The 22,294-nt window shown below is 68.8% G+C and carries 26 protein-coding genes; 4 read left to right on the top strand and 22 right to left on the bottom strand.

Going from position 1 to position 22,294, the window contains the following annotated elements:
* Positions 1–11 precede the first annotated feature (11 nt).
* Genes BKA16_RS13430 through pgsA form a run of 3 tightly spaced genes read right to left on the bottom strand, consistent with a single transcriptional unit; the run spans position 12 to position 1,861 of the window.
* On the bottom strand, positions 12–812 hold the full coding sequence (locus BKA16_RS13430; RefSeq protein WP_183371120.1) for a PspA/IM30 family protein: 801 nt from the start codon (positions 810–812) through the stop codon (positions 12–14).
* Between the two features lie 55 nt (positions 813–867).
* The gene (locus BKA16_RS13425) at positions 868–1,185 is read right to left on the bottom strand and encodes a helix-turn-helix domain-containing protein (RefSeq protein WP_183371119.1); all 318 of its coding nucleotides are present in this window, start codon (positions 1,183–1,185) and stop codon (positions 868–870) included.
* A gap of 58 nt (positions 1,186–1,243) precedes the next feature.
* Positions 1,244–1,861 (bottom strand): CDP-diacylglycerol--glycerol-3-phosphate 3-phosphatidyltransferase, encoded by a 618-nt coding sequence (gene pgsA / locus BKA16_RS13420; protein WP_183371118.1) that lies wholly within the window; start codon positions 1,859–1,861, stop codon positions 1,244–1,246.
* Between the two features lie 76 nt (positions 1,862–1,937).
* On the opposite strand from pgsA, the gene BKA16_RS13415 reads away from it, so the two are divergent.
* Together BKA16_RS13415 and BKA16_RS13410 are read left to right on the top strand one after the other, a co-directional pair.
* Complete coding sequence (locus BKA16_RS13415; RefSeq protein WP_183371117.1) at positions 1,938–2,471, top strand: amino-acid N-acetyltransferase; 534 nt, start codon at positions 1,938–1,940, stop codon at positions 2,469–2,471.
* A gap of 17 nt (positions 2,472–2,488) precedes the next feature.
* A complete protein-coding gene (locus BKA16_RS13410; RefSeq protein ID WP_183371116.1) occupies positions 2,489–2,767 on the top strand; it encodes a YciI family protein in 279 nt (92 codons plus the stop codon).
* 19 nt (positions 2,768–2,786) lie between these two features.
* Here BKA16_RS13410 and BKA16_RS13405 read toward each other — a convergent pair whose 3' ends face one another.
* The 6 genes from BKA16_RS13405 to thyX all read right to left on the bottom strand — a co-directional run bounded on the left by BKA16_RS13405 (position 2,787) and on the right by thyX (position 11,097).
* Positions 2,787–3,770, bottom strand: coding sequence for a TerC family protein (locus BKA16_RS13405; protein WP_183371115.1), 984 nt, complete (start codon positions 3,768–3,770; stop codon positions 2,787–2,789).
* 181 nt (positions 3,771–3,951) lie between these two features.
* Positions 3,952–6,603, bottom strand: coding sequence for an FtsK/SpoIIIE family DNA translocase (locus BKA16_RS13400; RefSeq protein WP_183373061.1), 2,652 nt, complete (start codon positions 6,601–6,603; stop codon positions 3,952–3,954).
* Between the two features lie 335 nt (positions 6,604–6,938).
* Positions 6,939–7,571 (bottom strand): TIGR03085 family metal-binding protein, encoded by a 633-nt coding sequence (locus BKA16_RS13395; protein ID WP_183371114.1) that lies wholly within the window; start codon positions 7,569–7,571, stop codon positions 6,939–6,941.
* 3 nt (positions 7,572–7,574) lie between these two features.
* Positions 7,575–9,401 (bottom strand): ribonuclease J, encoded by a 1,827-nt coding sequence (locus BKA16_RS13390; RefSeq protein WP_246371763.1) that lies wholly within the window; start codon positions 9,399–9,401, stop codon positions 7,575–7,577.
* Positions 9,401–10,306 carry a 4-hydroxy-tetrahydrodipicolinate synthase gene (gene dapA, locus BKA16_RS13385; protein WP_183371113.1) on the bottom strand — a complete coding sequence of 302 codons (906 nt, stop codon included), beginning with the start codon at positions 10,304–10,306 and terminating at the stop codon, positions 9,401–9,403. The genes BKA16_RS13390 and dapA overlap by 1 nt, the downstream gene beginning before the upstream one ends.
* Before the next feature lie 38 nt (positions 10,307–10,344).
* Complete coding sequence (gene thyX / locus BKA16_RS13380) at positions 10,345–11,097, bottom strand: FAD-dependent thymidylate synthase (RefSeq protein ID WP_183371112.1); 753 nt, start codon at positions 11,095–11,097, stop codon at positions 10,345–10,347.
* Between the two features lie 155 nt (positions 11,098–11,252).
* Between thyX and BKA16_RS13375 the strand changes: the two genes are divergently transcribed.
* Positions 11,253–12,083 (top strand): tyrosine-protein phosphatase, encoded by an 831-nt coding sequence (locus BKA16_RS13375; RefSeq protein WP_183371111.1) that lies wholly within the window; start codon positions 11,253–11,255, stop codon positions 12,081–12,083.
* An 80-nt stretch (positions 12,084–12,163) separates the two neighbouring features.
* Here BKA16_RS13375 and BKA16_RS13370 read toward each other — a convergent pair whose 3' ends face one another.
* The 11 genes from BKA16_RS13370 to BKA16_RS13320 form a co-directional block, all read right to left on the bottom strand.
* Positions 12,164–12,934 (bottom strand): HAD-IIB family hydrolase, encoded by a 771-nt coding sequence (locus BKA16_RS13370; RefSeq protein ID WP_183371110.1) that lies wholly within the window; start codon positions 12,932–12,934, stop codon positions 12,164–12,166.
* A 10-nt stretch (positions 12,935–12,944) separates the two neighbouring features.
* Entirely contained in the window at positions 12,945–13,859 is a 915-nt protein-coding gene (locus BKA16_RS13365) for a beta/alpha barrel domain-containing protein (protein WP_183371109.1), read from the bottom strand.
* Between the two features lie 45 nt (positions 13,860–13,904).
* Positions 13,905–15,095, bottom strand: a complete 1,191-nt coding sequence (locus BKA16_RS13360) for a CoA transferase (RefSeq protein WP_183371108.1) — start codon at positions 15,093–15,095, stop codon at positions 13,905–13,907.
* Positions 15,092–15,436 (bottom strand): nitroreductase/quinone reductase family protein, encoded by a 345-nt coding sequence (locus tag BKA16_RS13355; RefSeq protein WP_183371107.1) that lies wholly within the window; start codon positions 15,434–15,436, stop codon positions 15,092–15,094. Before BKA16_RS13355 ends, BKA16_RS13360 begins: the two co-directional genes overlap by 4 nt.
* A 21-nt stretch (positions 15,437–15,457) precedes the next feature.
* Positions 15,458–15,964: a GNAT family N-acetyltransferase gene (locus tag BKA16_RS13350; protein ID WP_183371106.1), complete on the bottom strand. Its 507-nt coding sequence runs from the start codon at positions 15,962–15,964 to the stop codon at positions 15,458–15,460.
* A gap of 30 nt (positions 15,965–15,994) precedes the next feature.
* Positions 15,995–17,212, bottom strand: a complete 1,218-nt coding sequence (locus BKA16_RS13345) for a DNA glycosylase AlkZ-like family protein (RefSeq protein ID WP_183371105.1) — start codon at positions 17,210–17,212, stop codon at positions 15,995–15,997.
* Positions 17,209–17,934: a class I SAM-dependent methyltransferase gene (locus BKA16_RS13340; RefSeq protein WP_183371104.1), complete on the bottom strand. Its 726-nt coding sequence runs from the start codon at positions 17,932–17,934 to the stop codon at positions 17,209–17,211. The genes BKA16_RS13345 and BKA16_RS13340 overlap by 4 nt, the downstream gene beginning before the upstream one ends.
* On the bottom strand, positions 17,931–18,425 hold the full coding sequence (locus BKA16_RS13335) for a dihydrofolate reductase (protein WP_183371103.1): 495 nt from the start codon (positions 18,423–18,425) through the stop codon (positions 17,931–17,933). Before BKA16_RS13335 ends, BKA16_RS13340 begins: the two co-directional genes overlap by 4 nt.
* The gene (locus tag BKA16_RS13330) at positions 18,422–18,943 is read right to left on the bottom strand and encodes a DUF1648 domain-containing protein (RefSeq protein WP_183371102.1); all 522 of its coding nucleotides are present in this window, start codon (positions 18,941–18,943) and stop codon (positions 18,422–18,424) included. The genes BKA16_RS13335 and BKA16_RS13330 overlap by 4 nt, the downstream gene beginning before the upstream one ends.
* 5 nt (positions 18,944–18,948) lie before the next feature.
* Positions 18,949–19,755, bottom strand: a complete 807-nt coding sequence (locus tag BKA16_RS13325) for a thymidylate synthase (protein WP_183371101.1) — start codon at positions 19,753–19,755, stop codon at positions 18,949–18,951.
* A gap of 119 nt (positions 19,756–19,874) precedes the next feature.
* Positions 19,875–20,327 carry a flavodoxin family protein gene (locus tag BKA16_RS13320; RefSeq protein WP_183371100.1) on the bottom strand — a complete coding sequence of 151 codons (453 nt, stop codon included), beginning with the start codon at positions 20,325–20,327 and terminating at the stop codon, positions 19,875–19,877.
* Between the two features lie 121 nt (positions 20,328–20,448).
* On the opposite strand from BKA16_RS13320, the gene BKA16_RS13315 reads away from it, so the two are divergent.
* The gene (locus tag BKA16_RS13315; RefSeq protein WP_183371099.1) at positions 20,449–21,237 is read left to right on the top strand and encodes an acyl-ACP thioesterase domain-containing protein; all 789 of its coding nucleotides are present in this window, start codon (positions 20,449–20,451) and stop codon (positions 21,235–21,237) included.
* On the opposite strand, the gene BKA16_RS13310 is transcribed toward BKA16_RS13315, so the two are convergent.
* The gene (locus BKA16_RS13310) at positions 21,238–21,792 is read right to left on the bottom strand and encodes a maleylpyruvate isomerase N-terminal domain-containing protein (protein WP_183371098.1); all 555 of its coding nucleotides are present in this window, start codon (positions 21,790–21,792) and stop codon (positions 21,238–21,240) included.
* 28 nt (positions 21,793–21,820) lie between these two features.
* Entirely contained in the window at positions 21,821–22,294 is a 474-nt protein-coding gene (locus tag BKA16_RS13305; protein ID WP_183371097.1) for a hypothetical protein, read from the bottom strand.

Genomic DNA, 22,294 nt, shown 5'->3' with positions numbered 1-22,294 from the left:
GGCGACGACCGTCAGTGCTTCTCCGTGTCGACCGCCGGTGTCGTCTGACCGGCCGCCGCCTGTCCCGGCGCGGCCTGGCCGCCCGCGGGCAGCGAGCCCATGCTGGCGCGGATCTGCTCGAGGCGCGCGTGACCGGCCATCTGGACGCCCGCGGCCTCGACCTCGGCCATGCGGCCGGCCACCGACCCCTTGGCGAGTTCGGCCGAGCCGAGCGCGGTGGCGTAGCGTCGTTCGATCTTGTCGCGGACCTGATCCAGGTTCGGCGTGTTGCCGGGCGCCGCGAGCTCGCTCATGCTGTTGAGCGAGGCGCTGACCTGCTCCTGCATCTTGGCCTGCTCGAGCTGGCTGAGGAGTTTGGAGCGCTCGGACAGCTTCTGCTGCAACGCCATCGCATTGCGTTCGACGGCCTGTTTCGCCTGCGCCGCGGCGGTCAGCGACTGATCGTGCAGCACCTTGAGGTCTTCGACGTTCTGTTCGGCGGTGACCAGCTGCGCGGCGAACGCCTCGGCGGCGTTGGTGTACTCGGTGGCCTTGGCGGTGTCACCCGCGGCCGAGGCCTGGTCGGCCAACGAGAGCGCCTGGCGGGTGTTGCCCTGCAGCTTCTCGATCTCCTCGAGCTGGCGGTTGAGTCGCATCTCCAGCTGACGCTGATTGCCGATCACCGCGGCCGCCTGCTGGGACAGCGCCTGGTGCTGGCGCTGCGACTCCTCGATGGCCTGCTGGATCTGGACCTTGGGATCGGCGTGCTCGTCGATCTTCTGATTGCCGAGCGCCATCAAGTAGCGCCATGCCTTCACAAAGGGGTTCGCCATGCCTGTTTCCTCAAATTTTCTCGTATTCGAAAGCTCACCGGCCGTGCGCGGACGATCAGGCCGCGGCCAGGGCCGCGGTCTGCTGCTCTCCCTGGGGAGCGATCACTTCGACCACCGCGTCGGTCGGCGCGACGACGCCGACCGGCGACATCGCACCGGCGACGTCGCGCAGCACGTCGGCGATCTCCACTTCGAGGGCCACGCAGATCGACGCGAGCAGTTCGCTCGACGCCTCCTTCTGGCCGCGCTCCACCTCGGACAGGTATCCCAGGCTCACTCGCGCGTCCGTCGACACCTCGCGCAGCGTCCGACCCTGGTCGGTCCGGACCCGCCGCAGCTGGTCGCCGATAGCCTCGCGCAACAGAAGTGTCACGTGTGTTCCTCCCGCGTTCGGGTCGCCGATGGTTCTACTCATATCTGTGCCGACGACACTAGCGGAATTTCGCATCCGTCGCCGCTGCATGGGCCGAGCGTCGCAGCGCGATCGCCTGCCACACGTAGTCCAGGCCCGTGATCACGGTCGCGACGACCGCCGCGATCATGAACACCCAGCCGACCGTGTGCAGCACTCCGTGCAACGGAAGGACGAACAATCCGATTCCCACGCACTGGAGCAGGGTCTTGAGCTTTCCCCCGCGACTGGCCGGGATCACCCCGTGTCGGATCACCCAGAACCGCAGGAGCGTCACACCGATCTCGCGGAGCAGGATCACCACGGTGACCCACCACGGCAGGTCGCCCAGTATCGACAGTCCCAGCAGCGCGGCGCCGATCAACGCCTTGTCCGCGATCGGATCGGCCATTTTCCCGAAGTCGGTCACCAGATTCCAACTGCGCGCGATCCGACCGTCGATCTGATCGGTGATCGCGGCGACGGCGAAGATCACGAAGGCGATCACCCGCCACAGGTCCGAATGTCCGTTGTCGACGAACAGGGCGACCACGAACACCGGGACCAGCACGATGCGGAACAGCGTCAGTGCATTCGCCAGGTTGACCACCGGCGGCGCCGACTGATCGGCCACTGCGCGCTGTTCGGGTTCAGTCACGCTCACCAGACTATCGGCCGCTGTTCTCGGCGACCGCTGCGGGGAGTCCCCGGGTCGGCGACTATTGTTGTCTCCTATGTCAGACGCCCCCGTCGCCAACCGCCCCGACCACTCGTCGGAGATCGTGGTGCGGCGAGCCAGGACGAGCGACGTGCCCCGGATCAAGGCGCTGATCGACGTCTACGCGGGCAGGATCCTCCTGGAGAAGAACCTGGTGACCCTGTACGAGGCGGTCCCCGAGTTCTGGGTGGCCGACCTCGACGGGCTGGTCGTCGGATGCGGCGCGCTCCACGTGCTGTGGGCCGACCTCGGCGAGGTGCGCACGGTGGCGGTCGACAAGTCGTACTCCGGCCGCGGCATCGGCCACAAAGTGGTGGGCCGACTCCTGGACGTGGCCCGCGACCTCGAATTGGAGCGCGTCTTCGTCCTCACTTTCGAGACGACGTTCTTCTCGCGCCACGGTTTCGTCGAGATCGACGGCACACCCGTGACGAAGGAGGTGTACGAGGAGATGACACGCTCCTACGACACCGGTGTCGCCGAGTTCCTCGATCTGAGCTTCGTCAAACCGAACACGCTCGGCAACACGCGCATGCTCGCCCACCTCTGACCCGATTGGATCCCGTGATGACGATCTTCCACGTCGAATACACCTACGCCCCCGAAGCCGCCGCGATCCGCGACGAGCACCGGCCCGCGCACCGCGAGTACCTGGGCGGGCTGCACGAGGCCGGGTCGCTGCTGTACGTCGGACCGTTCGCCGACGGCTCCGGTGCGGGCCTGATGATCGTCGCCGACGACGAGGCGCAGGCGCGCCGGCTCCTGGCCGACGACCCGTTCGCGTCCGTCGGCGCGATCGCCGCGACGACCGTCCGCGAGTGGACGCAGGTGTTCGGCCCCTTCTGAGAGCCGCCCTCCGGCCCGGTTACGTCCGAGCCGCTCGTCGCCGGGACACCACCAGGCTCGCAATGGTCGTCACGGCGAGCACACCGCCGATGACACCCAGCGACACCGGCGTCGAGATCTCGGGCACCGGCACCGACTCACCGCCGTTGACGAAGCCGAGGGTGTTCTCGTGCAGCGCGTGGAGCACCAGTTTGACGCCGATGAACCCGAGGATGATCGACAGACCGTAGGACAGGTAGATGAGCTTGTCGAGCAGTCCGCCGAGCAGGAAGTACAGCTGGCGAAGCCCCATCAGGGCGAACGCGTTGGCGGTGAACACCAGGTAGGGCTCCTGAGTGAGCCCGTAGATCGCCGGGATCGAGTCCAGGGCGAAGAGGACGTCGGTGAAGCCGATGACGATCAGCACCAGCAGCAGCGGGGTGACCATGAGTCGTCCGCCGCGCCGGGTGACGAGGCGGTCGCCGTCGTATTCGTCGCTGGTGCGGAAGATCTTCTTGACCAGTCGCTCGAGCCGGCCCTCACGCTCGCGCTCGTGTTCGACCGGCTCGTCGCTCTCGCGGAGCAGCTTGACCGCGGTGAACAGCAGGAACAGTCCGAACAGGTAGAACACCCAACTGTAGGCGTCGATGGCGGCCGCGCCGACGGCGATGAACGCGCCGCGCATCACCAGCGCCATCACGATGCCCAGCAGGAGGACCTTCTGCTGGTAGATCCGTGGAACGGCGAACTTGGTCATGATGACCACGAAGACGAACAGGTTGTCGACCGACAGCGCCTTCTCGGTGACGTAGCCGGCGAAGTACTCGCCGCCGTACACCCCGCCCCACTGCCACCAGACGAAACAGCCGAAGACCACGGCGAACCCGATGTAGACGGCCGACCAGAACCCGGACTCGCGGAGCGTCGGCTCGTGCGGGGTCCGCACGTGAGCGAAGAAGTCGAAGACGAACAGACCCAGGATCACCGCTCCGGTGATCAGCCAGGTGGTCAGCGAGACATGCATAGAAAAAACCTCCAGCGTGCACAAGTAGTCGTGCGATGCCAGAGGTCTCTCCCACCGTCGCTGCGAGGCGACGGCGACGCTACCGGGACGAGAGGCCACAGATCCGATCGGCGGGTGCGGCGTCGTCCGTATTGACGAGAGCGTCTACGAAGCGGGGATACTCCCCTCGTCGATCTGCGCGTCAGTCTACGGAAGGTTCGTCCGACTCGCCACCCCCGGTGATCGAGGCGATCACTCCGGCGAGGTCCTCGGGTTTGACGAGCACCTCGCGCGCCTTGGAGCCCTCGCTCGGCCCCACGACGCCGCGCGTCTCCATGAGGTCCATCAGACGACCGGCCTTGGCGAAACCCACGCGGAGCTTGCGCTGGAGCATCGACGTCGACCCGAACTGGCTCGACACCACGAGTTCGACGGCCTGCAGCAGATCGTCGAGATCGTTGCCGATGTCCTCGTCGATCTCCTTCTTGTCGGAGGCCTTCGCCGCCGTGACGCCCTCGGTGTACTCGGGTTCGGACTGCTCCTTGGTGAAGTCGACGACGGCCGCGATCTCCTCGTCGGTGATGAACGCACCCTGCATGCGGATCGGCTTGTTGGCGCCCATCGGCAGGAACAGTCCGTCGCCCATGCCGATGAGCTTCTCCGCTCCCGGCTGATCGAGGATCACCCGGGAGTCGGTCAGCGAGCTGGTCGCGAACGCCAGCCGCGACGGCACATTGGTCTTGATCAGACCGGTGACGACGTCGACCGACGGGCGCTGTGTGGCGAGCACCAGGTGGATGCCCGCCGCACGCGCCTTCTGCGTGATGCGGACGATGGCGTCCTCGACGTCACGCGGGGCCGTCATCATGAGGTCGGCGAGCTCGTCGACGATGGCCACGATGTACGGGTACGGCTTGTACACGCGTTCGGAGCCGAGCGGCGTCGTGATCTCCCCGGACCGCACCTTCGCGTTGAAGTCGTTGATGTGCCGCACACGCGAGGCCTTCATGTCCTGGTAGCGCTGCTCCATCTCCTCCACCAGCCAGGCGAGCGCGGCGGCCGCCTTCTTCGGTTCGGTGATGATCGGTGTGATCAGGTGCGGCACGCCCTCGTACGGGGTCAGCTCGACCATCTTCGGGTCGATGAGGATCATCCGCACATCCTCGGGCTTGGCGCGCGAGAGGATCGAGACGAGCATCGAGTTGACGAAGCTCGACTTACCCGAACCGGTGGAGCCCGCCACGAGCAGGTGCGGCATCTTGGCGAGGTTCGCACCGACGAAGTCGCCCTCGATGTCCTTGCCGAGGCCGATCATCAGCGGATGCTCGTCGAGCGAGATCTTGGGCGCTTCGAGGACGTCGGCCAGGCGCACCATCTCGCGGTCGGAGTTGGGCACCTCGATGCCGACCGCCGACTTGCCGGGGATCGGCGCCAGCAGGCGGATGTTGTCGGTGGCCGCCGCGTAGGCGATGTTCCGCTGCAGCTGCGTGATCTTCTCGACCTTGACCGCCGGGCCGAGCTCCACCTCGTAGCGGGTGACCGTCGGACCGCGCGTGTACCCGGTGACGGCGGCGTCGACCTTGAACTGCTCCAGGACCGAGTTGATGCGGTCGATCATGTCGTCGTTGGCCGTACTGCCCATCTTCGGCGGATCACCCGCGACGAGGAGATCCAGCGGCGGAAGCTGGTACTCGTCGTCGGAGGAGACCGCGGCGGCACGGGCAGGCGCACGCGGCGCGGGGTCGGGATCGGGCGCGGGGTCGACGATCGGGGCCGGCGTGCGGGTCGCGGCACGACGCGGCCGCGCGGGGGGTTCACCGACCGGTGCGGGCCGACGCGACGGCGGCTCGATGAGACCGATCGGTTCGGTGACCTCCAGATCGGGGACGATCGGCTCGGTCATCATGTCGTCCATATGAGCGTCGCGGTCCTGACCGGCGGTGCGACGGGACGGAGCCGCCGACGGCGAGGTCCGTGACGCTCGGTCGTGATCGGCGGCGTGCTCGCGACGCCGACGCGGCCGCGCCGGGGCCGCGGGCCGCTCCACCGAGCGCCGTCGCTGCTGCGGGCGCCTGCGCTCGTCGGGCGGGTAGTTGTCGTACGGGTCGCCGAAACCGTCGTCGTCGGTCTCGAACGGCGCATCATCGTCGTCCGCCGGCGCGGCGTCGTCGGCGTCGTCCGGCTCGGGCTCGTCGGTCTCCGCGTCGAAGTCCTCGTAGTCGTCGTAGTCCTCGTCGTACTCGTCGTAGTCGTAGTCACGGCCGAGTCCGAGGTAGTCCGAGGCTCCGGCGATCACATCGCGCAGGGTCCGACCCGAGAGCGCCAGCACACCGAACGCCGCGCACAGCAGATAGACCGGCACCGACAGCCACACGGTCACGGCGTCCGTGAGCGGGCCGCCCACCGCGTAGCCCGCGAAGCCCGCTCCGTGAGCGCGACCGTCGTAGTCGGTGGGCGCCCCTTGGATGAGATGCGACATGCCCAGCACGGCGATGCCGAGCAGCACACCGCCGCCGATGTTGCGCACACGGCGGTCCGCGTTCGGCGCGAAACGCATGAGAGCCACCGCCCACGCGACGAGAAGCACCGGGACGAGGAAGGCCAGCGCCCCCACGAGGGCGCGGACCGCGGCATCGATGAACGCACCGACCGGGCCGATCGCGTGGAACCACACGCCGACGGCGACCACGACGCCGAGGACGATCAGTCCGAGGGCGGCGCCGTCACGGCGCGGCGACGGCGCGTCGTCGCGGTGTGCGCCGATACGCGAGAGGTTGCCCACGCCCTTCGCGAGCATCGTCCATGCGGATGCGACGCCGTGACCGGTGGCGGCTATCGCCGAGGGACGGTGCATGTCCTGCGACCGGTTCGCGCTCCGCGGAGCGGGTCGCCCGGACGACGGCTTACGACCGCCGGACCTGGACGCCGCGGCCTTCCCGCCCTTGGCGGCTGCTCCTTTGGCGGCTGCGGGCTTCCGGTTCCCGCTCGCGCGCTGTCCGGACGCGCGAGAGCCGCCGGAGCCGGTGCGCGACGATCCGGCAGCCGCACGATTACGCGTGGTTGCTTCTGAAGCCATGCCCCCACCCTAGTGCCCGGCTTTCACAACAGTCACACCCGCAACACCGTAACGGGTGTTGTCGTGTCGAATTCGTGACCGTCGGGAGGATCGAGAGCACGACGCACCCGGGCTCAGAGCGATCGATCGGCTCCGGCGAGAGCGGCGACCGCGGTCTGCGAACCGGTGAACTTCACGTCGACCGGGGCACGACCGAACGCCCACAACAGCAGTTCGCCGGTGGTTCCGGTCACGGTGACCGGCTCGCCGCGCCCGGCGGTCAGCAGCTCGCGTCCGTCGACGCTGCCGAGGGTGACCCGCACCGGGGACGAGCGCAGGATCATCCGACCGGCCGTCTTGAGCGGCCGTTCGAGTGCTCGCTCCATCTCCGGGGTCAGCTTGCGCGGCAGGAACGGGCCCGCCGGGTCCGCTCCCCCGCGCAGCAGATCCTCGTGGTGGACGAACATCTCGGACAGATTGAGCAGCGAGTCGAGCGGCCGGAACGGCGAATACCAGGGTGGGCCGTCGAGGACGGCGGCTAGAAGCTCATCCCACGGTTTGGCCGCGTACGCGCGCTCCACCGAGCGAGTGTGCCAGGCGAGGAACGGAACGAACATGCCCGCGGCCGCGTCCGGACGTCGTTCCCGGAGGATCAGATGGACGGCGAGATCCCGCGCGGTCCAGCCCTCGCACATCGTCGGGACGTCGGGACCGAGCCCGCGCATCGTCTCGACGAGCCCGGCCCGTTCGGTCTTCGCCAGCGACACGGTCTAGTCGTCCTCTCCCACGGCGATCACGTTCGGCACGATCATCGGGCGGCGACGGTATTTGCCCGCCACCCAGCGGCCCACCGTGCGGCGGATGCCCTGGGCGATCCGGTGCGCATCCGTGACCCCCTCGTTCGCCAGCTCGGTGAGTGCCTTCTCCACCAGCACCACCGCCTCCGACAGCGCCTCCGGATCGTCGGAGAAGCCACGGCCGCTGACCGTCGGCGCGCTGACCGGGCGTCCGGTCGAGGCCTCGACGGCCACCGTGATGGCGATGAACCCGCCCTCGCCGAGCACCAGTCGGTCCGACAGGGTCGAGTCGCCGACGTCGCCGACCGACAGGCCGTCGACGTACACGTGGCCCACCGGTACCCGGCCGGTGATCTGGGCGCGACCGTCGACGAGGTCGACGACGACGCCGTCCTCGGCGAGCACGATGCGGTCGGACGGGACACCGGTCGCCTCGGCGAGCGCGGCGTTGGCGCGCAGGTGGCGCCATTCGCCGTGCACCGGCATCGCGTTGGAGGGCCGTACCGCGTTGTACAGGTACAGGAGTTCTCCGGCCGACGCGTGTCCGGACACGTGGACCTTGGCGCTGGCCTGGGTCACCACGGTGGCTCCGCGCTTGGCCAGGCCGTTGACCACGGCGAACACCGAGTTCTCGTTGCCCGGGATCAGCGACGACGCGAGGACCACGAGATCGTCGGCGCGGATGTTGATCTGGCGGTGCTCACCGCGCGCCATCCGGCTCAGGGCCGAGAGGGGCTCGCCCTGCGAACCCGTCGAGATCAGCACGAGCCGATGGTCCGGCAGCGTCGCGGCGGTGTCCATGTCGACGATCACGCCCTCGGGCACCGACAGGTACCCGAGCTCCTGCGCGATCTGCATGTTCCGCACCATCGAGCGGCCGACGAAGGTGACCCGGCGGCCGTGCCGGTGCGCGACGTCGACGATCTGCTGGATGCGGTGCACGTGGCTGGCGAACGAGGCGACGATGACGCGCTGTCTCGCCTTGCCGATGACGGTGTCGAGGACGCCGCCGATATCGCGTTCGGGGGTGACGAATCCGGGGACCTCGGCATTGGTGGAGTCGACGAGGAACAGGTCGACGCCCTCGTCGCCGAGACGCGAGAAACCCGCGAGGTCGGTCAGTCGGTTGTCGAGCGGCAGTTGGTCGAGTTTGATGTCGCCGGTGTGCAGCACCATGCCCGCCCCGGTGCGGATCGCCACGGCGACCGCGTCCGGGATCGAGTGGTTGACGGCGAAGAACTCACAGTCGAATCCGCCGAAGTCCTGGCGGTCGCCCTCGACCACCTGAACGAGTTTGGGCCGGAGACGGTGCTCACGGCACTTCGCGGCCACCAGCGCGAGCGTGAAACGCGAACCGACGACGGCGATGTCGGCGCGCATCCGGAGCAGGAACGGGACGGCGCCGATGTGATCCTCGTGACCGTGGGTCAGGACGACCGCCTCGACATCGTCCATCCGGTCCTCGATGTAGCCGAAGTCCGGGAGGATCAGGTCGACGCCGGGCTGCTGGTCCTCGGGGAACAGGACGCCGCAGTCGACGATCAGCAGCTTGCCGTCGTACTCGAAGACGGTCATGTTGCGGCCGATCTCGCCGATGCCGCCGAGTGCCACGACGCGCAGTCCGCCCGCGGGCAACGCGGGCGGCTGCCCGAGCCGGTCGATGATGTCGCCGGTCACGCCGATGCCGGTGGCTTCGGGGACGGCCGGCTTGTTGGCCTTGGTCTTCTTCGGCGCCGTGGCGAGGTCGGCGGGAGGTCCCGCGGGGCGGCCTGCGCGACGGCGACGCTGCGAACCGGACATCAGGCGATCACCTCCGCTGCGCGCAGATCGGCGATGAGCGCTTCGATCTGCGGGCCGTCGACGGGTACTTGCGGGAGTCTCGGATCGCCCACGTCCAGGCCGGTGATCCGGAGCGCGGCCTTGACCATGCTCACACCGCCGAGGCGACCCATCGCGTCGACGAGCGGCGACATGGAGTCGGCGAGAGTGCGGGCCGTGGCCAGATCGCCGGCCGCGACGGCGTCGCGCAGATCTCGCAGACGGCCGGGCACGAGGTGGCCGATGACGCTGACGAAGCCGGATGCGCCGATCGACAGCCACGGCAGGTTGATGGCGTCCTCGCCGGAGAGGAACTCCAGGTCGGTGGCGGCCATGATCTTGGCTGCGGCGTGCAGATCGCCCTTGGCGTCCTTGACACCGCGGATGTTCGGGTGCTCGGCCAGGCGCAGGATGGTGTCCGTCTCGACCGGGACCACGCTGCGGCCCGGGATGTCGTACACCAGCACGGGCAGATCGGAGGCGTCGGCGGCGGCCACGAAGTGCGCGTAGACGCCCGACTGCGGCGGCTTGCTGTAGTACGGCGCGACGATCAGCACGCCGTGGGCGCCGATCTCGGCCGAGTCCTTGATGCGCCGCACCGTCTCGGCGGTGTCGTAGCTGCCCGCACCCTGCACCACGCGCGCGCGGTCGCCGACCGCGTCGAGCACCACTTTGAGGAGTTCGTTCTTCTCCGGCACCGTGGTGGTCGGCGACTCCCCGGTGGTCCCGGACACGACGAGCCCGTCGCATCCACCGGACACCAGAGTGTCGGCGAGTTCGGCGGCCTTGTCGTAGTCGACCGTCCCGTCAGGAGTGAAGGGGGTCACCATTGCCACCGAAACAGTTCCGAACGGGTGTTCCACGCGCCCAGCGTCAGCCGAATCCATGCCGCTCAGGCTACCGTCTGAACGTCGCCGATCCGGTATCAGCCCTCGAAAACGAACGGCGACGTCGCCACGTGCGAGCCGTCGGCCAGTTCGCCGATCTCGAAGTCGCCGAACGCCGTCGGTGCGATCTCGACCAGCTGCCGCAGGCATTCGACGGCGAGCTGACGGATCTCCACGTCGGCGTGCTCGGTGGCACGCATGCCGATGAAGTGACGCCACGCGCGATAGTTGCCGGTGACGACGATCCGTGTCTCGGTCGCATTCGGCAGAACCGACCGAGCGGCCTGCCGCGCCTGCTTGCGTCGCAGTATCGCGTTCGGCACGCCGGAGAACTTGGCTTCGAGTTCGGTCAGGAGTTCGTTGTACGCCTCGCGGGAGGCGTCGGTCGCCTTGACGAACAGCTCCTCGAGCTTCGCGTCGCCGCGGATGGCGGGCGGCGCGACGACGTTGGAGTCGCGCGAGGGCACGAAGCGCTGGGAGAGCTGCGAATAGGAGAAGTGCCGGTGCCGGATCAGCTCGTGTGTGCACGACCGGGAGATCCCGGTGATGTAGAAGGTCACCGTCGCGTGTTCGAACAGCGAGGTGTGCCCCACCTCGAGGACGTGCCGCAGGTATCCGGCGTTGGTGGCGGTCCGCGGGTTCGGCTTGTCCCAGCTCTCATAGCAGGCGCGCCCGGCGAATTCGATGAGTGCTTCACTGCCGTCGACGTCGGTGGTCCAGTCGAGGTCGGCGGGCGGGGTGAACGCGGTCGCCGCCACGAGTTGGACTTTCAGCGGCACCAGTTCGGACACCGGGTCTCCTTGTCTCGAGGGCGATGCGGGCTCCGGGACTGCCGGAGCGATCCGCACCATTGTCCCCCGCGCACGCCGGGCCGGACTGGGCGGGGTGGTGTGCGAACCCGTGCCGTCGGCGCGCGCCCGCGCGCTTCTCGGCGCATCATGTGTCCATGAGTCTGCATCCGGTGCGCCGTCGCGCCGCCATGATCACCCTGTCCACCGCACTGCTCGTCGCGCCCGCGGCGGCGCCCGCCCTGGCGGGATCCGCCTCGGCCGCACCCACGAGCGGCATCACCGCACCGGCCGATCCGTCCTCGAAGGTCATCGTTCCGGGACGCGAGATCGGGCTGGCGGGCACGGACAACACGCGCACGCTGGCCGGCTACATCGGTCACGACGGCAAGCGGGTCAACGACCGTGTCCTGCGCAGCGACAACCTGTCGAAGATCACCGCGAACGACACGAGGATCCTGCGTGCCCGCGAGGTGCGGACCGTCGTCGATCTGCGGACCGTGTACGAGCGGACCGTGCAGCCCGATCGCCCGGTGCCCGGCGCACAGGTGATGGTCGCCGATGTGCTGGGCGGAGTGTCACCGATCAGCCTGATCGATCTGAAGCAGGCGTACGCCGAGTTCGTGACGAATGCGCAGGCGCGCCGCGAGATCCGACGCACGCTGCTCGCGGTCGAACGCACGGCGGCGACCGGCGGCACCACCCTCTACCACTGCTCGGCGGGCAAGGACCGCACCGGCTGGACCACCGCGGTCCTGCTGACGATCCTCGGTGTCGACCGCGCCACCGTCGACGCCGACTACCTCGCATCGAACCACTACCGCCACGCGAGCCCGAACGATCCGCTCAACGGGGTGAACATCGGACTGCTGAACACCTCGTATGCGGCGGCGGCGAAGACCTACGGCTCCGTGGACGGCTACATCCGCCACGGCCTGGGACTCTCCGACGCCGATATCGCATCGCTGCGAGCGAGCCTTCTGGTCTGACGCCGGACCCGACCGACACGTGTGCGGCGGTCACCCGTCGACCACGGCCGCATACGGGTCGGTGAGGTCTCGTCGCCGTCTCAGCCGCGGACCACCGCGCCCAGCTCGGTGTAGGTGTCCTCCCAGCCGTGGACGTGCACCGAGTCGATGCCGAGATCGGCGACGGGCCGGTCGTTGCCGCCCTCGTCGAGGCGATCGCCGAAGAACAGGATGTCGTCGGTGCTCAGCTCGAGGATCTCCATGAGCCGACGGGCGCCGAACGCCTTGTCGATACCCTTCGCCGTGATGTCGACCGACGTCGATCCGCCGCTGCGGACCTCCAGATCGGGCAGACGCTCCGCCGCGTAGGCGCGCAGCGACTCCTTCTTGCGGCCGTCGGGATCCCATGCGGCCTTGGCGTCGACCGGAGCGGACTGTCCCAGCGCGGAGAACGTCACCTGGCTTCCGCGGTCTTCGAGGATCGGACCCCACGTCTTCGACTCCCACAGCCCGAGCGCCCGCGCGCCCTCTTCGACGACGCGCATGGCCTGGTCCTTCTGCTCGGCCGAGAGGTCCTCGGCGTAGACGGTCTCCCAGTCGTCGCCGGACCAGCGGATGTAGCGGGTGCCGTTGGTCGGCATGAGATGCAGATTCGGCTTGTTCGGGAAGTCGCCGAGCCGGTCGAGGACCTGCGACTGGAACTGGCCGTACTGACCGCCGGAGATGATGCAGGCCTTGGCTGTACTCAGCAGATCGCGGAACAGATCGACCATCTCATCGCTCATCGCCGTCTTCGACGGGGCGAGGGTGTCGTCGAGATCGAACATGACGAGCTCGTAGTTCTTCCCGTCGCGGGAGACTCCATCAGACATGCCGGGAAGCTTACCGAGTCGCGTCAATGACCCACTCGAACGCCCGCGCGTTCGATCTCGCTCCCTGCGCCGTCTTCGACCGTGAGGCCTCACCGAGTTCGTCGAGCAGCGACTCCCCGGCCCGCACCAGCTCGGCCAGCACGGCGGGAGTCAGATAGTCCGGTCGAGTCGCGAACAGGATGTCCTCCGACGAGGTGTTCCCGGACGCCCCCGGCGCGAACGGGCAGCCGCCGAGCCCGCCGAGCGCGCCGTCGACCATCTGCGCACCGCCCTCGATCGCGGCTAGCGAGTTCGCCACGCCCATCCCCCAGGTGTCGTGTCCGTGGAACACGAGCCGGCGATCGCCGGCCCGCACGGTGGAGAACAGTTCGCGGACCTGCGCCGGGTGCGCCTGGCCGAGGGTGTCGGCCAGGACCACGTCGTCGGCACCGGCCGTTCGCGCATCGGCGACGATGCCGCGCACCCGATCCGGATCGACCGGGCCGTCGAACGGGCAGGTGAAGCTGGTGGCGATGCACAGTTGGATGCGTCCGCCGGCCTCGTGCACGGCATCGATCGCCCGCGGCATCGCGGCTGTCGAGTCCTCCGTGAGGCGGCCGATGTTGGCCTTGTTGTGGGCGTCCGACGCCGAGAAGCAGTACTGCACGTTCTTCGCACCGGCCGCGATCGCCTTCTCGACGTGCCGGACGGTCGCGACCCAGATCCAGCAGCGGTCGAGTTCCTCCGGTGTCAGCGCGGCGACGACGTCGAGGGATCCGGCCATCGGCGGCACGAGGTCCGGGCGAGCCATCGATCCGATCTCCAGCTCCGGGACGCCCGCGGCGAGGAGGGTGCGAGCGAGGTCGACGCGCGTCTGCACGTCGAGGACTCTGCCGGTCAGTTGCAGGCCGTCGCGGAGGGTCACGTCACGGAGGAGGGCGGTCATGTCGCCGAGCTTATCGGTGTCGTGCCCCACCGGCTCCGGTTCGCCTCACCCGCCCAGGTACCGCTCGCGGATCTCGTCGGTGTGCTCCCCCAGGTCGGGTCCGAGTGAGCGGATCGGCAGCGACGTCCCGCCGAGCACCGGCACGATCCCCGGGAAGCCGACCGCCGTCGGTGTGTCTCCGCCCGCGTCGACGTCGAACTCCTGCACCATGTTCCGCGCCCGATAGTGCTCGTCGGCGACGATGTCGGCCGCGGTGTAGATCGGCCCGGCGGGGACGCCCGCCTCGTCGAGGACGGTCAGCACCTCGTCGCGGGTGTGCGAGCCGGTCCACGCGCCGATCGCCTCGTCGAGTTCCTCGCGACGGCGCCACCGACCGTCGTTGGTGGCCAGGTCCTCGTCGGCGGCGAGGTCGTCGCGGCCGATGGCGCGCATATAGCGCCCGAAGATCGCGTCGGCGTTGCCGGAGATCACCACGGAGTCGCCGTCGGCGCAGGTGTACCCGTTCGACGGCGCGATGCCCTCCATGCGGCCGCCGGTGCGTTCGCGACGCACCCCGTAGGCGCCGAGATCGGGAACGAGCGACTCCATCATGGAGAAGATCGCCTCGTTGAGCGCGACGTCGACGATCCGGTCCGCCAGCGGCAGCGGGTCGGCGGACTCGTCGCGGCGACGCAGTGCCTCGTACAACGCCATCACCGCACCGAACGCTCCGTACAGTCCGGCGATGGAGTCGCCGATCGAGACGCCCACCCGGACCGGCGGCCGGTCCGGGTCGCCGACGAGTTCGCGGAATCCGCCGTAGGCCTCGGCGACGGCGGCGAAGCCGGGCCGCTCCGAGTACGGCCCGGTCTGGCCGAACGCCGAGATCCGCACGAACACGAGGTTCGGGTTCGCCTCGCTCAGCTCGGCCGGACCGATCCCCCATTTCTCGAGGGTTCCGGGACGGAAGTTCTCCAGGACGACGTCGCAGTGGCGTGCCAGTTCGCGAACGTCGGCACGCCCGGCGTCGGTGCGCAGATCCAGGACGATCGACTTCTTGTTCCGGTTGATGGTGCGGAACAGCATCGACGTCTCGCCGTCGTAGAGCCGCCAGTTGCGGAGTTCGTCGCCGGTCTCGCGTTCCACCTTGACTACCTCGGCGCCGAAGTCGGCGAGCATGCGCCCGGCGGTCGGCGCGGCGATGTAGTTGCCGAGTTCGAGGACCCGCACGCCGTCGAGCGGCAGCCGTCGACTCACCCCGCGTCCAGGGTGATGACGACTGCGGTGCCCTTGTCCCCGACCTTCGCGACCCCGGTGCCGGTGCGCTCGACGCCGTCGAGGGTGATGGTCACCGGCGCGGGGCCGGGCTGGAAGTTGCGCCACCACGTCTTCTGTGCGGCGGCGGCGACGCCGACGAGGATCGTCCCGTCGTCCTGCCGACGGAACGCGACCGGCAGAGTGAACCGCTTTCCGCTCTTGCGTCCGGTGTAGCTGATCTCGGTGACGTTCTTGCCGATCATCGGACCGATCACCGGCAGCTTCAGCAACGGGGTGAAAGCGGCGTTGAAGACTCGGGCCGTACGCGCGAATGTGCTCATGGCAGTCAACAGTAGTGCCGATCACAGCTCCCGGCGCATGCATGCCCGCGGCCAGCGGTCCAGGCCGTGATCGCGTTCGGCGGCGCGGATCGTTCGGAGTCCGGCCGTCTCCTCGCTCACCGGCAGATATCGGAACCCGAGACGCTCGTAGTACGGCCCGTTCCACGGCACGTCGACATAGGTCGTCAGGGTCATCGCCGGATACCCGTGTCGGCGCGCCCACGCGGCGACGTTCTCGATCAGGTCCGCGCCCAGACCGTGCCCGGCGTGGTCGGGACAGACCGACACCTGCTCGACGTGTGCGAGACCGTCGACCGATTCGACGAGCAGATAGGCGACGGCGCGGTCCCGGTCGTCGGCAACGACCCAGGCGTGTCCGGCCACGACGAATTCGGAGAGTCGTTCGCGCGAGATCGGTTCGTCTCCGGCGACGAGATCCATGCCCAGATCGGCGAACGGAGCTCCGGCGGCCACCTCCACCGCCCGGATTCGGGTGAGGTCGGCCTCACCGGCGTGACGTATCTTCATCTCTCCAGCGTAAGACGACACTCGCGTTCGTCAGAGTGCTGCCGAGAGCACCCCGGCGAGTTCGCCCCGCGGGTGGATCCGGACGTCGGCGAGCCCGCGCCACGCCGCCGTCGCGCGCAGATCCGCGGCCAACGACTCGGCCACGACGCCCTCGTCGACACCGGGCTCGACATGCGACGACAGCACGTCGAGGACCCCGCCCGGACGGTCGGCCTTCAGATCCACCCGAGCCACGACCTGCTCGCCCAACAGGTACGGCAGCACGTAGTACCCGTGCACCCGCTTGTGTTCGGGCACGTAGATCTCGATGCGGTAGCGGAAGTCGAACAGTCGCTCGGTGCGGGGTCGAAAGAACACCAGCGGATCGAACGGCGAGAGCAGCGTCGACCGGCGCACCGAACGCGGGACCGTCGCGTCGCGGTGCAGGTACGCCCGATCGGACCAACCGTCCACCGACACCTCCCGCACCACGCCGTCGTCGACGAGATCGCCCAGCACCGCGCGTACGTCCGCCGTCTTCAGTCGGTAGTAGTCGGCCAGGTCGGCGACGGTGCCGACACCGTGCGCGGCCGCGGCACGGGCGACCAGTTCGCGGTGGGCGTCCCGACGGTCGACCCGCACGTCGACGCGCTCCCCCACGATCCGTTCGGCGAGGTCGTAGTGGCGGACGAAGTTGCCGTTGCGGGTCGCCGACAGGTCACCGGAGGCGAACAGGGCCTCGCACACGTGCTTCACCTCGCCGCGCGTCCACCACGATCCCTTCTCACCGGGTGTGCGCTCGATGCCGAGCGTCTCCTCGATCTCGCGCGGTGTCGACGCTCCTCGCGAGACGATGACGTCCCGCACGTCCGCGGCGAGCGCCTGGCTCCGCGCCAGCACCTCTCGGGCGTAGCGGTAGCGACCGCCGCGGTACTCGTCCATCCGCCAGCGCATCAGCGGCCAGTCGTCGATCGGTATCAACGCGGCCTCGTGTGCCCAGTACTCGGTCAGCAGGCGCGGCGACCGCGCGGTGTCCCGCCACGCCGCCGACTCCAGGACGGTGTCGTCGTACGATCCGAGCCTGCTGAACATCGGCAGGTAGTGGGCCCGCGCGAGGATGTTCACCGAATCCATCTGCACCAGGTTGGTCCGACCGACGACGCGCCGCAGATGGCTCCGGGTCACCGGCCCGCGCGGCAGCGGATCGGTGAAGCCCTGCGCGGCCAGCGCGATCCGGCGCGCCTGTGAGACGGAGAGGTCGGCGGTCACAGCGTTCCGGCGACGACGGTGACCGGCCAGGTGACGCGGCGCCGCTCGCCCCACACCGGCGCCAGATCGACACGCAGCGCGTCGAGCAGGTCGGTCCTCCCGGCGTCGCGGGCCCGGCGCGTCGCCGACCAGGTGCCCAGGTAGTCGACGAACTCGTCGAGGGTCCAGTCGCGGCGGATCGGTGGCGCGGCGACGTCCACCCGGTCGAACGGGAACGGCAGATCCGCGTAGCGGGAGTCGACGTGGGCCCGTTCCGGCGGCCAGTAGGGCCCGATCTCGTCACGGTAGAACCGATCGAACCGGGCGGTCAGGTCGTCGTCGAGGACCACTGCGCCGTATGTGATCAGCGCCAGCACACCGCCGGGACGGGCGATGCGGCGGACTTCGTCGTAGAAGGCGGGCAGGTCGAACCAGTGCGCCGCCTGCGCGGCCGTGATCAGGGAGGCGCGGCCGTCCGCGAGGTCGAGTCTCTCGGCGGGCCCGACCCGGTACTCGATGTTCGGTGCGGCGACGGCCGCGTCGATCTGGCTCTGCGACGGATCGATCCCGATCGCCTCGTCGAAACGGTCCGCGAGCAGCACCGTGAGCTGTCCGGTGCCGCATCCGATATCGACGGCGAGCGCGCGGTCGGGCGCGAGCGCGGCCAGCACGTCGGCGAGTTCGACGGTGTATGTCGGCCGGTGCGCCGCGTAGTCGGCGCCGCCGTCGGCGAACCAGGTCATCGGGACACGTGTCGGTAGTCGACGAATCGGTAGCGGGTGCCCGTTCTGGAGGTGAGCCACTCGCCCCGCGAGACGACAGTCCAGACGTTCGGGTCGATCTCCGGTCCGAAGGTGTCGGCTCCGTCGACGAGGATGTCGACCTCGGTGACGTACAGGTGCGTCGCGACGGCCATCCCGGCCTCGTAGATCGCGCTGCCGCCCATGATCGTGGCCGCCCCGCCCGCCAGTTCCACGGCTTCGCTCAGGCCGGCCACCGTCTCCGCACCCGGCGCCTGGTACGCGGCGTTGCGGGTGATCACGATGTTCCGCCGACCAGGCAGTGGCCGGAACCTGACCGGCAACGACTCCCAGGTCCGTCGTCCCATGAGGACCGCGCCCGAACCGGAGAGCTTCTTGAAGCGCGCCAGGTCCTCGGGGATCCGCCACGGGATCGTGTTGTCTTTGCCGATGGCGCCCGTCAGATCCTGCGCCCATATCTGTGCGATGGTCACCGATCACGCTCCCTGCCGTAGTGATAGACCGTCTCGATGCGTGACACCCGTCCGATCCGCCAGATCCCGACGACCAGTGCGCCGCCGAGGACGGCCAGACCCGCGATCATCAGTGGCAGTCCCGGCAGTCCGTGGACGGCGAGCACGAGACCGGCGTACAGGATCGGCATCGCGCACCCGAGTCCGCCCATCATCATCGCACCCGCCCGGTACACGGCCTGCGCGTTGTCCGGTGTCACCGGCGTCGGATAGTTGAATCGGTGCGGCTTGTCCGCGAGCCATCCCATCGCTCCGCTGAGTGCCACGAACACCGCACCGAGTGCGAGCACGGACCACCGGGGACCGTAGGAGTCGGCCTCCATCGCACCGGTGAAATGCGTCGGCACGCGGTCGGGCAGCGACGGGTACGTCGCGAGCACGACGATCGTGACGATCACCGATCCGACCGGCCCCGCCCACCGCACCACGGTGAACAGCGGTGTGGCGGGCAGCTCCGGTGCGGGTCTGGTACTGGCCATCGCGGTCAGACGGCGACGGGCGCCTTGATGGCGGGGTGCGAGGTGTAGCCGATCACCTGTACGTCGTCGTAGGTGTAGTCGAAGATCGACGCGGCCTTGCGCAGTTCGAGTCTCGGATACGGGAACGCCTCGCGCGCGAGCTGTTCGCGCACCTGATCGACGTGGTTGTCGTAGATGTGGCAGTCCCCGCCGGTCCAGACGAAGTCGCCGACGTCCAGCCCCGCCTGCTGCGCCATCATGTGCGTGAGCAGCGCGTACGAGGCGATGTTGAAGGGGACGCCGAGGAACAGGTCGGCGCTGCGCTGGTACAGCTGGCAGCTCAACCTGCCGTCGGCCACGTAGAACTGGAAGAACGCGTGACACGGGGGCAGCGCCATCTGCGGGATCTCGCCGACGTTCCACGCGGACACGATGTTCCGCCGCGAGTCCGGGTTCTGTTTCAGCGTGTCGAGTGCGAGTGCGATCTGATCGATGTGCTCACCCGACGGCGTCGGCCAGTTGCGCCACTGCACGCCGTAGACGGGACCGAGTTCACCGTCGTCGGCGGCCCACTCGTCCCAGATCGTCACACCGTGCTCCCGCAGCCAGCCGACGTTGGAGTCGCCGCGCAGGAACCACAGGAGTTCGTAGACGATCGACTTGAGGTGCACCTTCTTGGTGGTGATGAGCGGGAACCCCTCCGACAGGTCGAAGCGCAACTGATGCCCGAACACGCTCCGGGTTCCGGTGCCGGTCCGATCCGCCTTGGGCGTTCCGGTCTCCAGGACCAGTTTCAGCAGGTCCTCGTACGGGGTGGGGATGGGCGTGCTCACCCGATCGAGTGTACCGACGGGGACACGCCGTCTCCGCGACCGACACCGCGCGAGCCCGTAGCCATGACATCTCCCCCTCTGCCCGGCGGATCCCCTGCCCGGCAGACGATCGCTGTCGGCTACGCCATCAACCCGGCAGCGACCGTCGCGCCCAGCTCCCAGCAAGCTTCGAGTCGCTCCTTGTCCGGCTTGTTCGAGGCGATCACGTATTCGGCGGCCTTCTCCCAGCCGAGCCCGGCGGTGATCCGGTCGACGGCGTTCTCCGCACCCTCGGTCCCCTCGTTGCCGTGCAGATAGAGACCGAACGGACGTCCCACGGTGGAGTCGAGGATCTGGTAATAGCTCACGTCGAAGGCGTGTTTGAGGGCACCGGAGATGTAGCCGAGGTTCGCCGGGCTGCCCAGCACGTAGCCGTCCGCGTCGAGGAAGTCACTCGCCGACACCGACAGTGCCGCGCGGCGCACCACCTCGACGCCCTCGATCTCGGGGTCGGTCGCACCCGCGACGACCGCCTCGAACATCGCCTGGCAGTGCGGCGACGGCGTGTGATGGACGATCAGGAGGCGAGCCATGACTCCATGGTGGCAGATCCGGTGAACCGGCTGCGCGCGGAACGGCCCTCGGGGACGTCGCCCGATGCCGCGCGTCCGCCCGTGGCACGATCGAGGACGACTCGACACGAGGGGACATCACATGCCGCACACCAGCGCGCTCGCCGACAAGCCTGCGCAGGCCCGAACCTACGAGCGCACGTATCGCCTGCGCATGGAGGACGTGAATCCGGCGATGGGAGTGCGACTCGACGCCGTGGCGCGGCTCCTGCAGAACATCGCGATGGACATGATCGACGAGTCGGCGTGGGGTGCGACCAATCCGTTCTGGATCGTGCGACGCAATGTGATCGACGTCCTCGAACCGATCACCTGGCCGGGCGACGTGCACGTCGAACGCTGGTGCGAGGCGACCTCGTCCCGCTGGGTGGGCATGCGACAGCGGCTCACCGGCACACCGACCGCCACCGGTTTCGCCGACGCCGACCGCCCGACGGGTCGCGTCGAGACCTCGAGCTTCTGCATCAACGTGACCCGCGACGGCCGCCCGTCGCGCATCGACGACGACGTCCTCGCCGACTGGAACCGCGACGTCACCGACGTCCGATACAAGTGGAAGGCGATGGCGCCGGCCACCCCCGACGATATCGACGGCCCGCCCGCGACCCGCTCGTTCGCGTTGCGCACCACCGACTTCGACGCGTTCGGTCATATGAACAACGTCGCCTACTGGCATGCGGTCGACGCCGCTCTCGCCGACCGTCCCACGCTGACCGCGCAGCCGCACCGGGCCGTCATCGAGTACCTGCGTCCCATCACCCCGCGCGAGGAGGCGACCGTCGTGACGAAGCCGTACGCCGGCGGACTCGCCCTGTGGTTCGTCGTCGACGATCAGGTGACGACCGCGGTGACCGTCACGCCGCTGGAGTGATCATGCTCGGCCGGCGAACGCCAGCAGCCGGTCGACGGCCGACGACGAGGTCGGCGTCGTCGCGGGATCGAAGGCGCCCGCGTCGCGCAGGTCCTCGATGATCGACGCCGCGTCGGTCAGCAGGTAGTCCACGATCGTGGCGGACGGCTCCCAGGCCGCACCGATCCCGTCGCACAAGTCGCGAGTGTGCAGAACCAGTTCCATGGTGCGCATCGGAATCAGGTCTCGGCCGGGCCTGCGTCCCGCCCGGTGGTCGACGTCCACGGCCAGATCCGCCGCCTCGATCGAGGCGTGCAGACGATCCTCGTACCGTCGGAACTCGTCGCTCCCGGCGGCGACGTAGTCGAGGTCCCGCGTGAACGCCGTCTCCTCCACGGTCGCGCCGTCGAGGAGCATCGAGTACCGGTGACCGCCGGCGATCACGTGATTGAGGAGGTCCCGGTTCGACCATCCCGCACAGCCGCTCTCAAGGCCGAGTTGATCGGCGGAGACGCCCGCCGACACCGATTCCCACAGTCCCTCGCCCTCGGCCAGCATCAGCATGTGATCGGTCATCGAACAGTCCCATCGTCGAACGTCGGCGTCACCGCTTGGCCTCGCGGTACTGCTCGGCCGCGCGTTTCATCATCTCACGTGCGCGGGAGCGGTCGCCCGCGTAATCGTAGGCGCGCGCGATCCGATACGTGCTCACCCAGTCGCTCGGGTCGGCCTCCCACTCGGCCTTGATCTGTGCGAACAGTTCGTCGGCGGCATCGCGTTCGATGCGCCCGGACGGGCGGCGCGGCAGCGGGTCGGTGTCGATCTCGCGGCCGAGCCCGACCACGTCGGCGGCCATCCGCTGGTGTTCGATGCCCGAACGGAGCGTGGACACGACGATCCAGACTCCGAGCAGCGGCAGGATGACGATGCCCACACCGAAAGCGATCGACATCGCGGTGCCCTGCTCGAACATCCGGTACGCCAGACGCCCGAGGATCACGAAGTAGACGCACATCGCGATCACCAGGAAGGCGATCACCGCGACGATCGGCCGGGCGTCGGGTTTACGAGACGCCAT

It is taken from the genome of Gordonia humi (assembly GCF_014197435.1).
In the GTDB taxonomy this organism is placed as follows: Bacteria; Actinomycetota; Actinomycetes; order Mycobacteriales; family Mycobacteriaceae; genus Gordonia; species Gordonia humi.
This window is presented reverse-complemented; position numbering and strand designations above follow the sequence as displayed.

Excerpts from the sequence above, each read along its gene's own strand:
- BKA16_RS13350 (WP_183371106.1), bottom strand. The coding sequence starts at position 15,964 with ATGAAGATACGTCACGCCGGTGAGGCCGACCTCACCCGAATCCGGGCG.
- BKA16_RS13390 (WP_246371763.1), bottom strand. The coding sequence starts at position 9,401 with ATGTCCGGTTCGCAGCGTCGCCGTCGCGCAGGCCGCCCCGCGGGACCT.
- BKA16_RS13330 (WP_183371102.1), bottom strand. The coding sequence starts at position 18,943 with ATGGCCAGTACCAGACCCGCACCGGAGCTGCCCGCCACACCGCTGTTC.
- BKA16_RS13405 (WP_183371115.1), bottom strand. The coding sequence starts at position 3,770 with ATGCATGTCTCGCTGACCACCTGGCTGATCACCGGAGCGGTGATCCTG.
- BKA16_RS13365 (WP_183371109.1), bottom strand. The coding sequence starts at position 13,859 with ATGACCGCCCTCCTCCGTGACGTGACCCTCCGCGACGGCCTGCAACTG.
- BKA16_RS13315 (WP_183371099.1), top strand. The coding sequence starts at position 20,449 with ATGCCGCACACCAGCGCGCTCGCCGACAAGCCTGCGCAGGCCCGAACC.
- BKA16_RS13375 (WP_183371111.1), top strand. The coding sequence starts at position 11,253 with ATGAGTCTGCATCCGGTGCGCCGTCGCGCCGCCATGATCACCCTGTCC.
- BKA16_RS13310 (WP_183371098.1), bottom strand. The coding sequence starts at position 21,792 with ATGACCGATCACATGCTGATGCTGGCCGAGGGCGAGGGACTGTGGGAA.
- BKA16_RS13415 (WP_183371117.1), top strand. The coding sequence starts at position 1,938 with ATGTCAGACGCCCCCGTCGCCAACCGCCCCGACCACTCGTCGGAGATC.
- BKA16_RS13410 (WP_183371116.1), top strand. The coding sequence starts at position 2,489 with ATGACGATCTTCCACGTCGAATACACCTACGCCCCCGAAGCCGCCGCG.
- BKA16_RS13305 (WP_183371097.1), bottom strand. The coding sequence starts at position 22,294 with ATGGCGTCTCGTAAACCCGACGCCCGGCCGATCGTCGCGGTGATCGCC.
- dapA (WP_183371113.1), bottom strand. The coding sequence starts at position 10,306 with ATGGATTCGGCTGACGCTGGGCGCGTGGAACACCCGTTCGGAACTGTT.
- BKA16_RS13320 (WP_183371100.1), bottom strand. The coding sequence starts at position 20,327 with ATGGCTCGCCTCCTGATCGTCCATCACACGCCGTCGCCGCACTGCCAG.
- BKA16_RS13430 (WP_183371120.1), bottom strand. The coding sequence starts at position 812 with ATGGCGAACCCCTTTGTGAAGGCATGGCGCTACTTGATGGCGCTCGGC.
- BKA16_RS13370 (WP_183371110.1), bottom strand. The coding sequence starts at position 12,934 with ATGTCTGATGGAGTCTCCCGCGACGGGAAGAACTACGAGCTCGTCATG.
- BKA16_RS13355 (WP_183371107.1), bottom strand. The coding sequence starts at position 15,436 with ATGAGCACATTCGCGCGTACGGCCCGAGTCTTCAACGCCGCTTTCACC.
- BKA16_RS13400 (WP_183373061.1), bottom strand. The coding sequence starts at position 6,603 with ATGCACCGTCCCTCGGCGATAGCCGCCACCGGTCACGGCGTCGCATCC.
- BKA16_RS13340 (WP_183371104.1), bottom strand. The coding sequence starts at position 17,934 with ATGACCTGGTTCGCCGACGGCGGCGCCGACTACGCGGCGCACCGGCCG.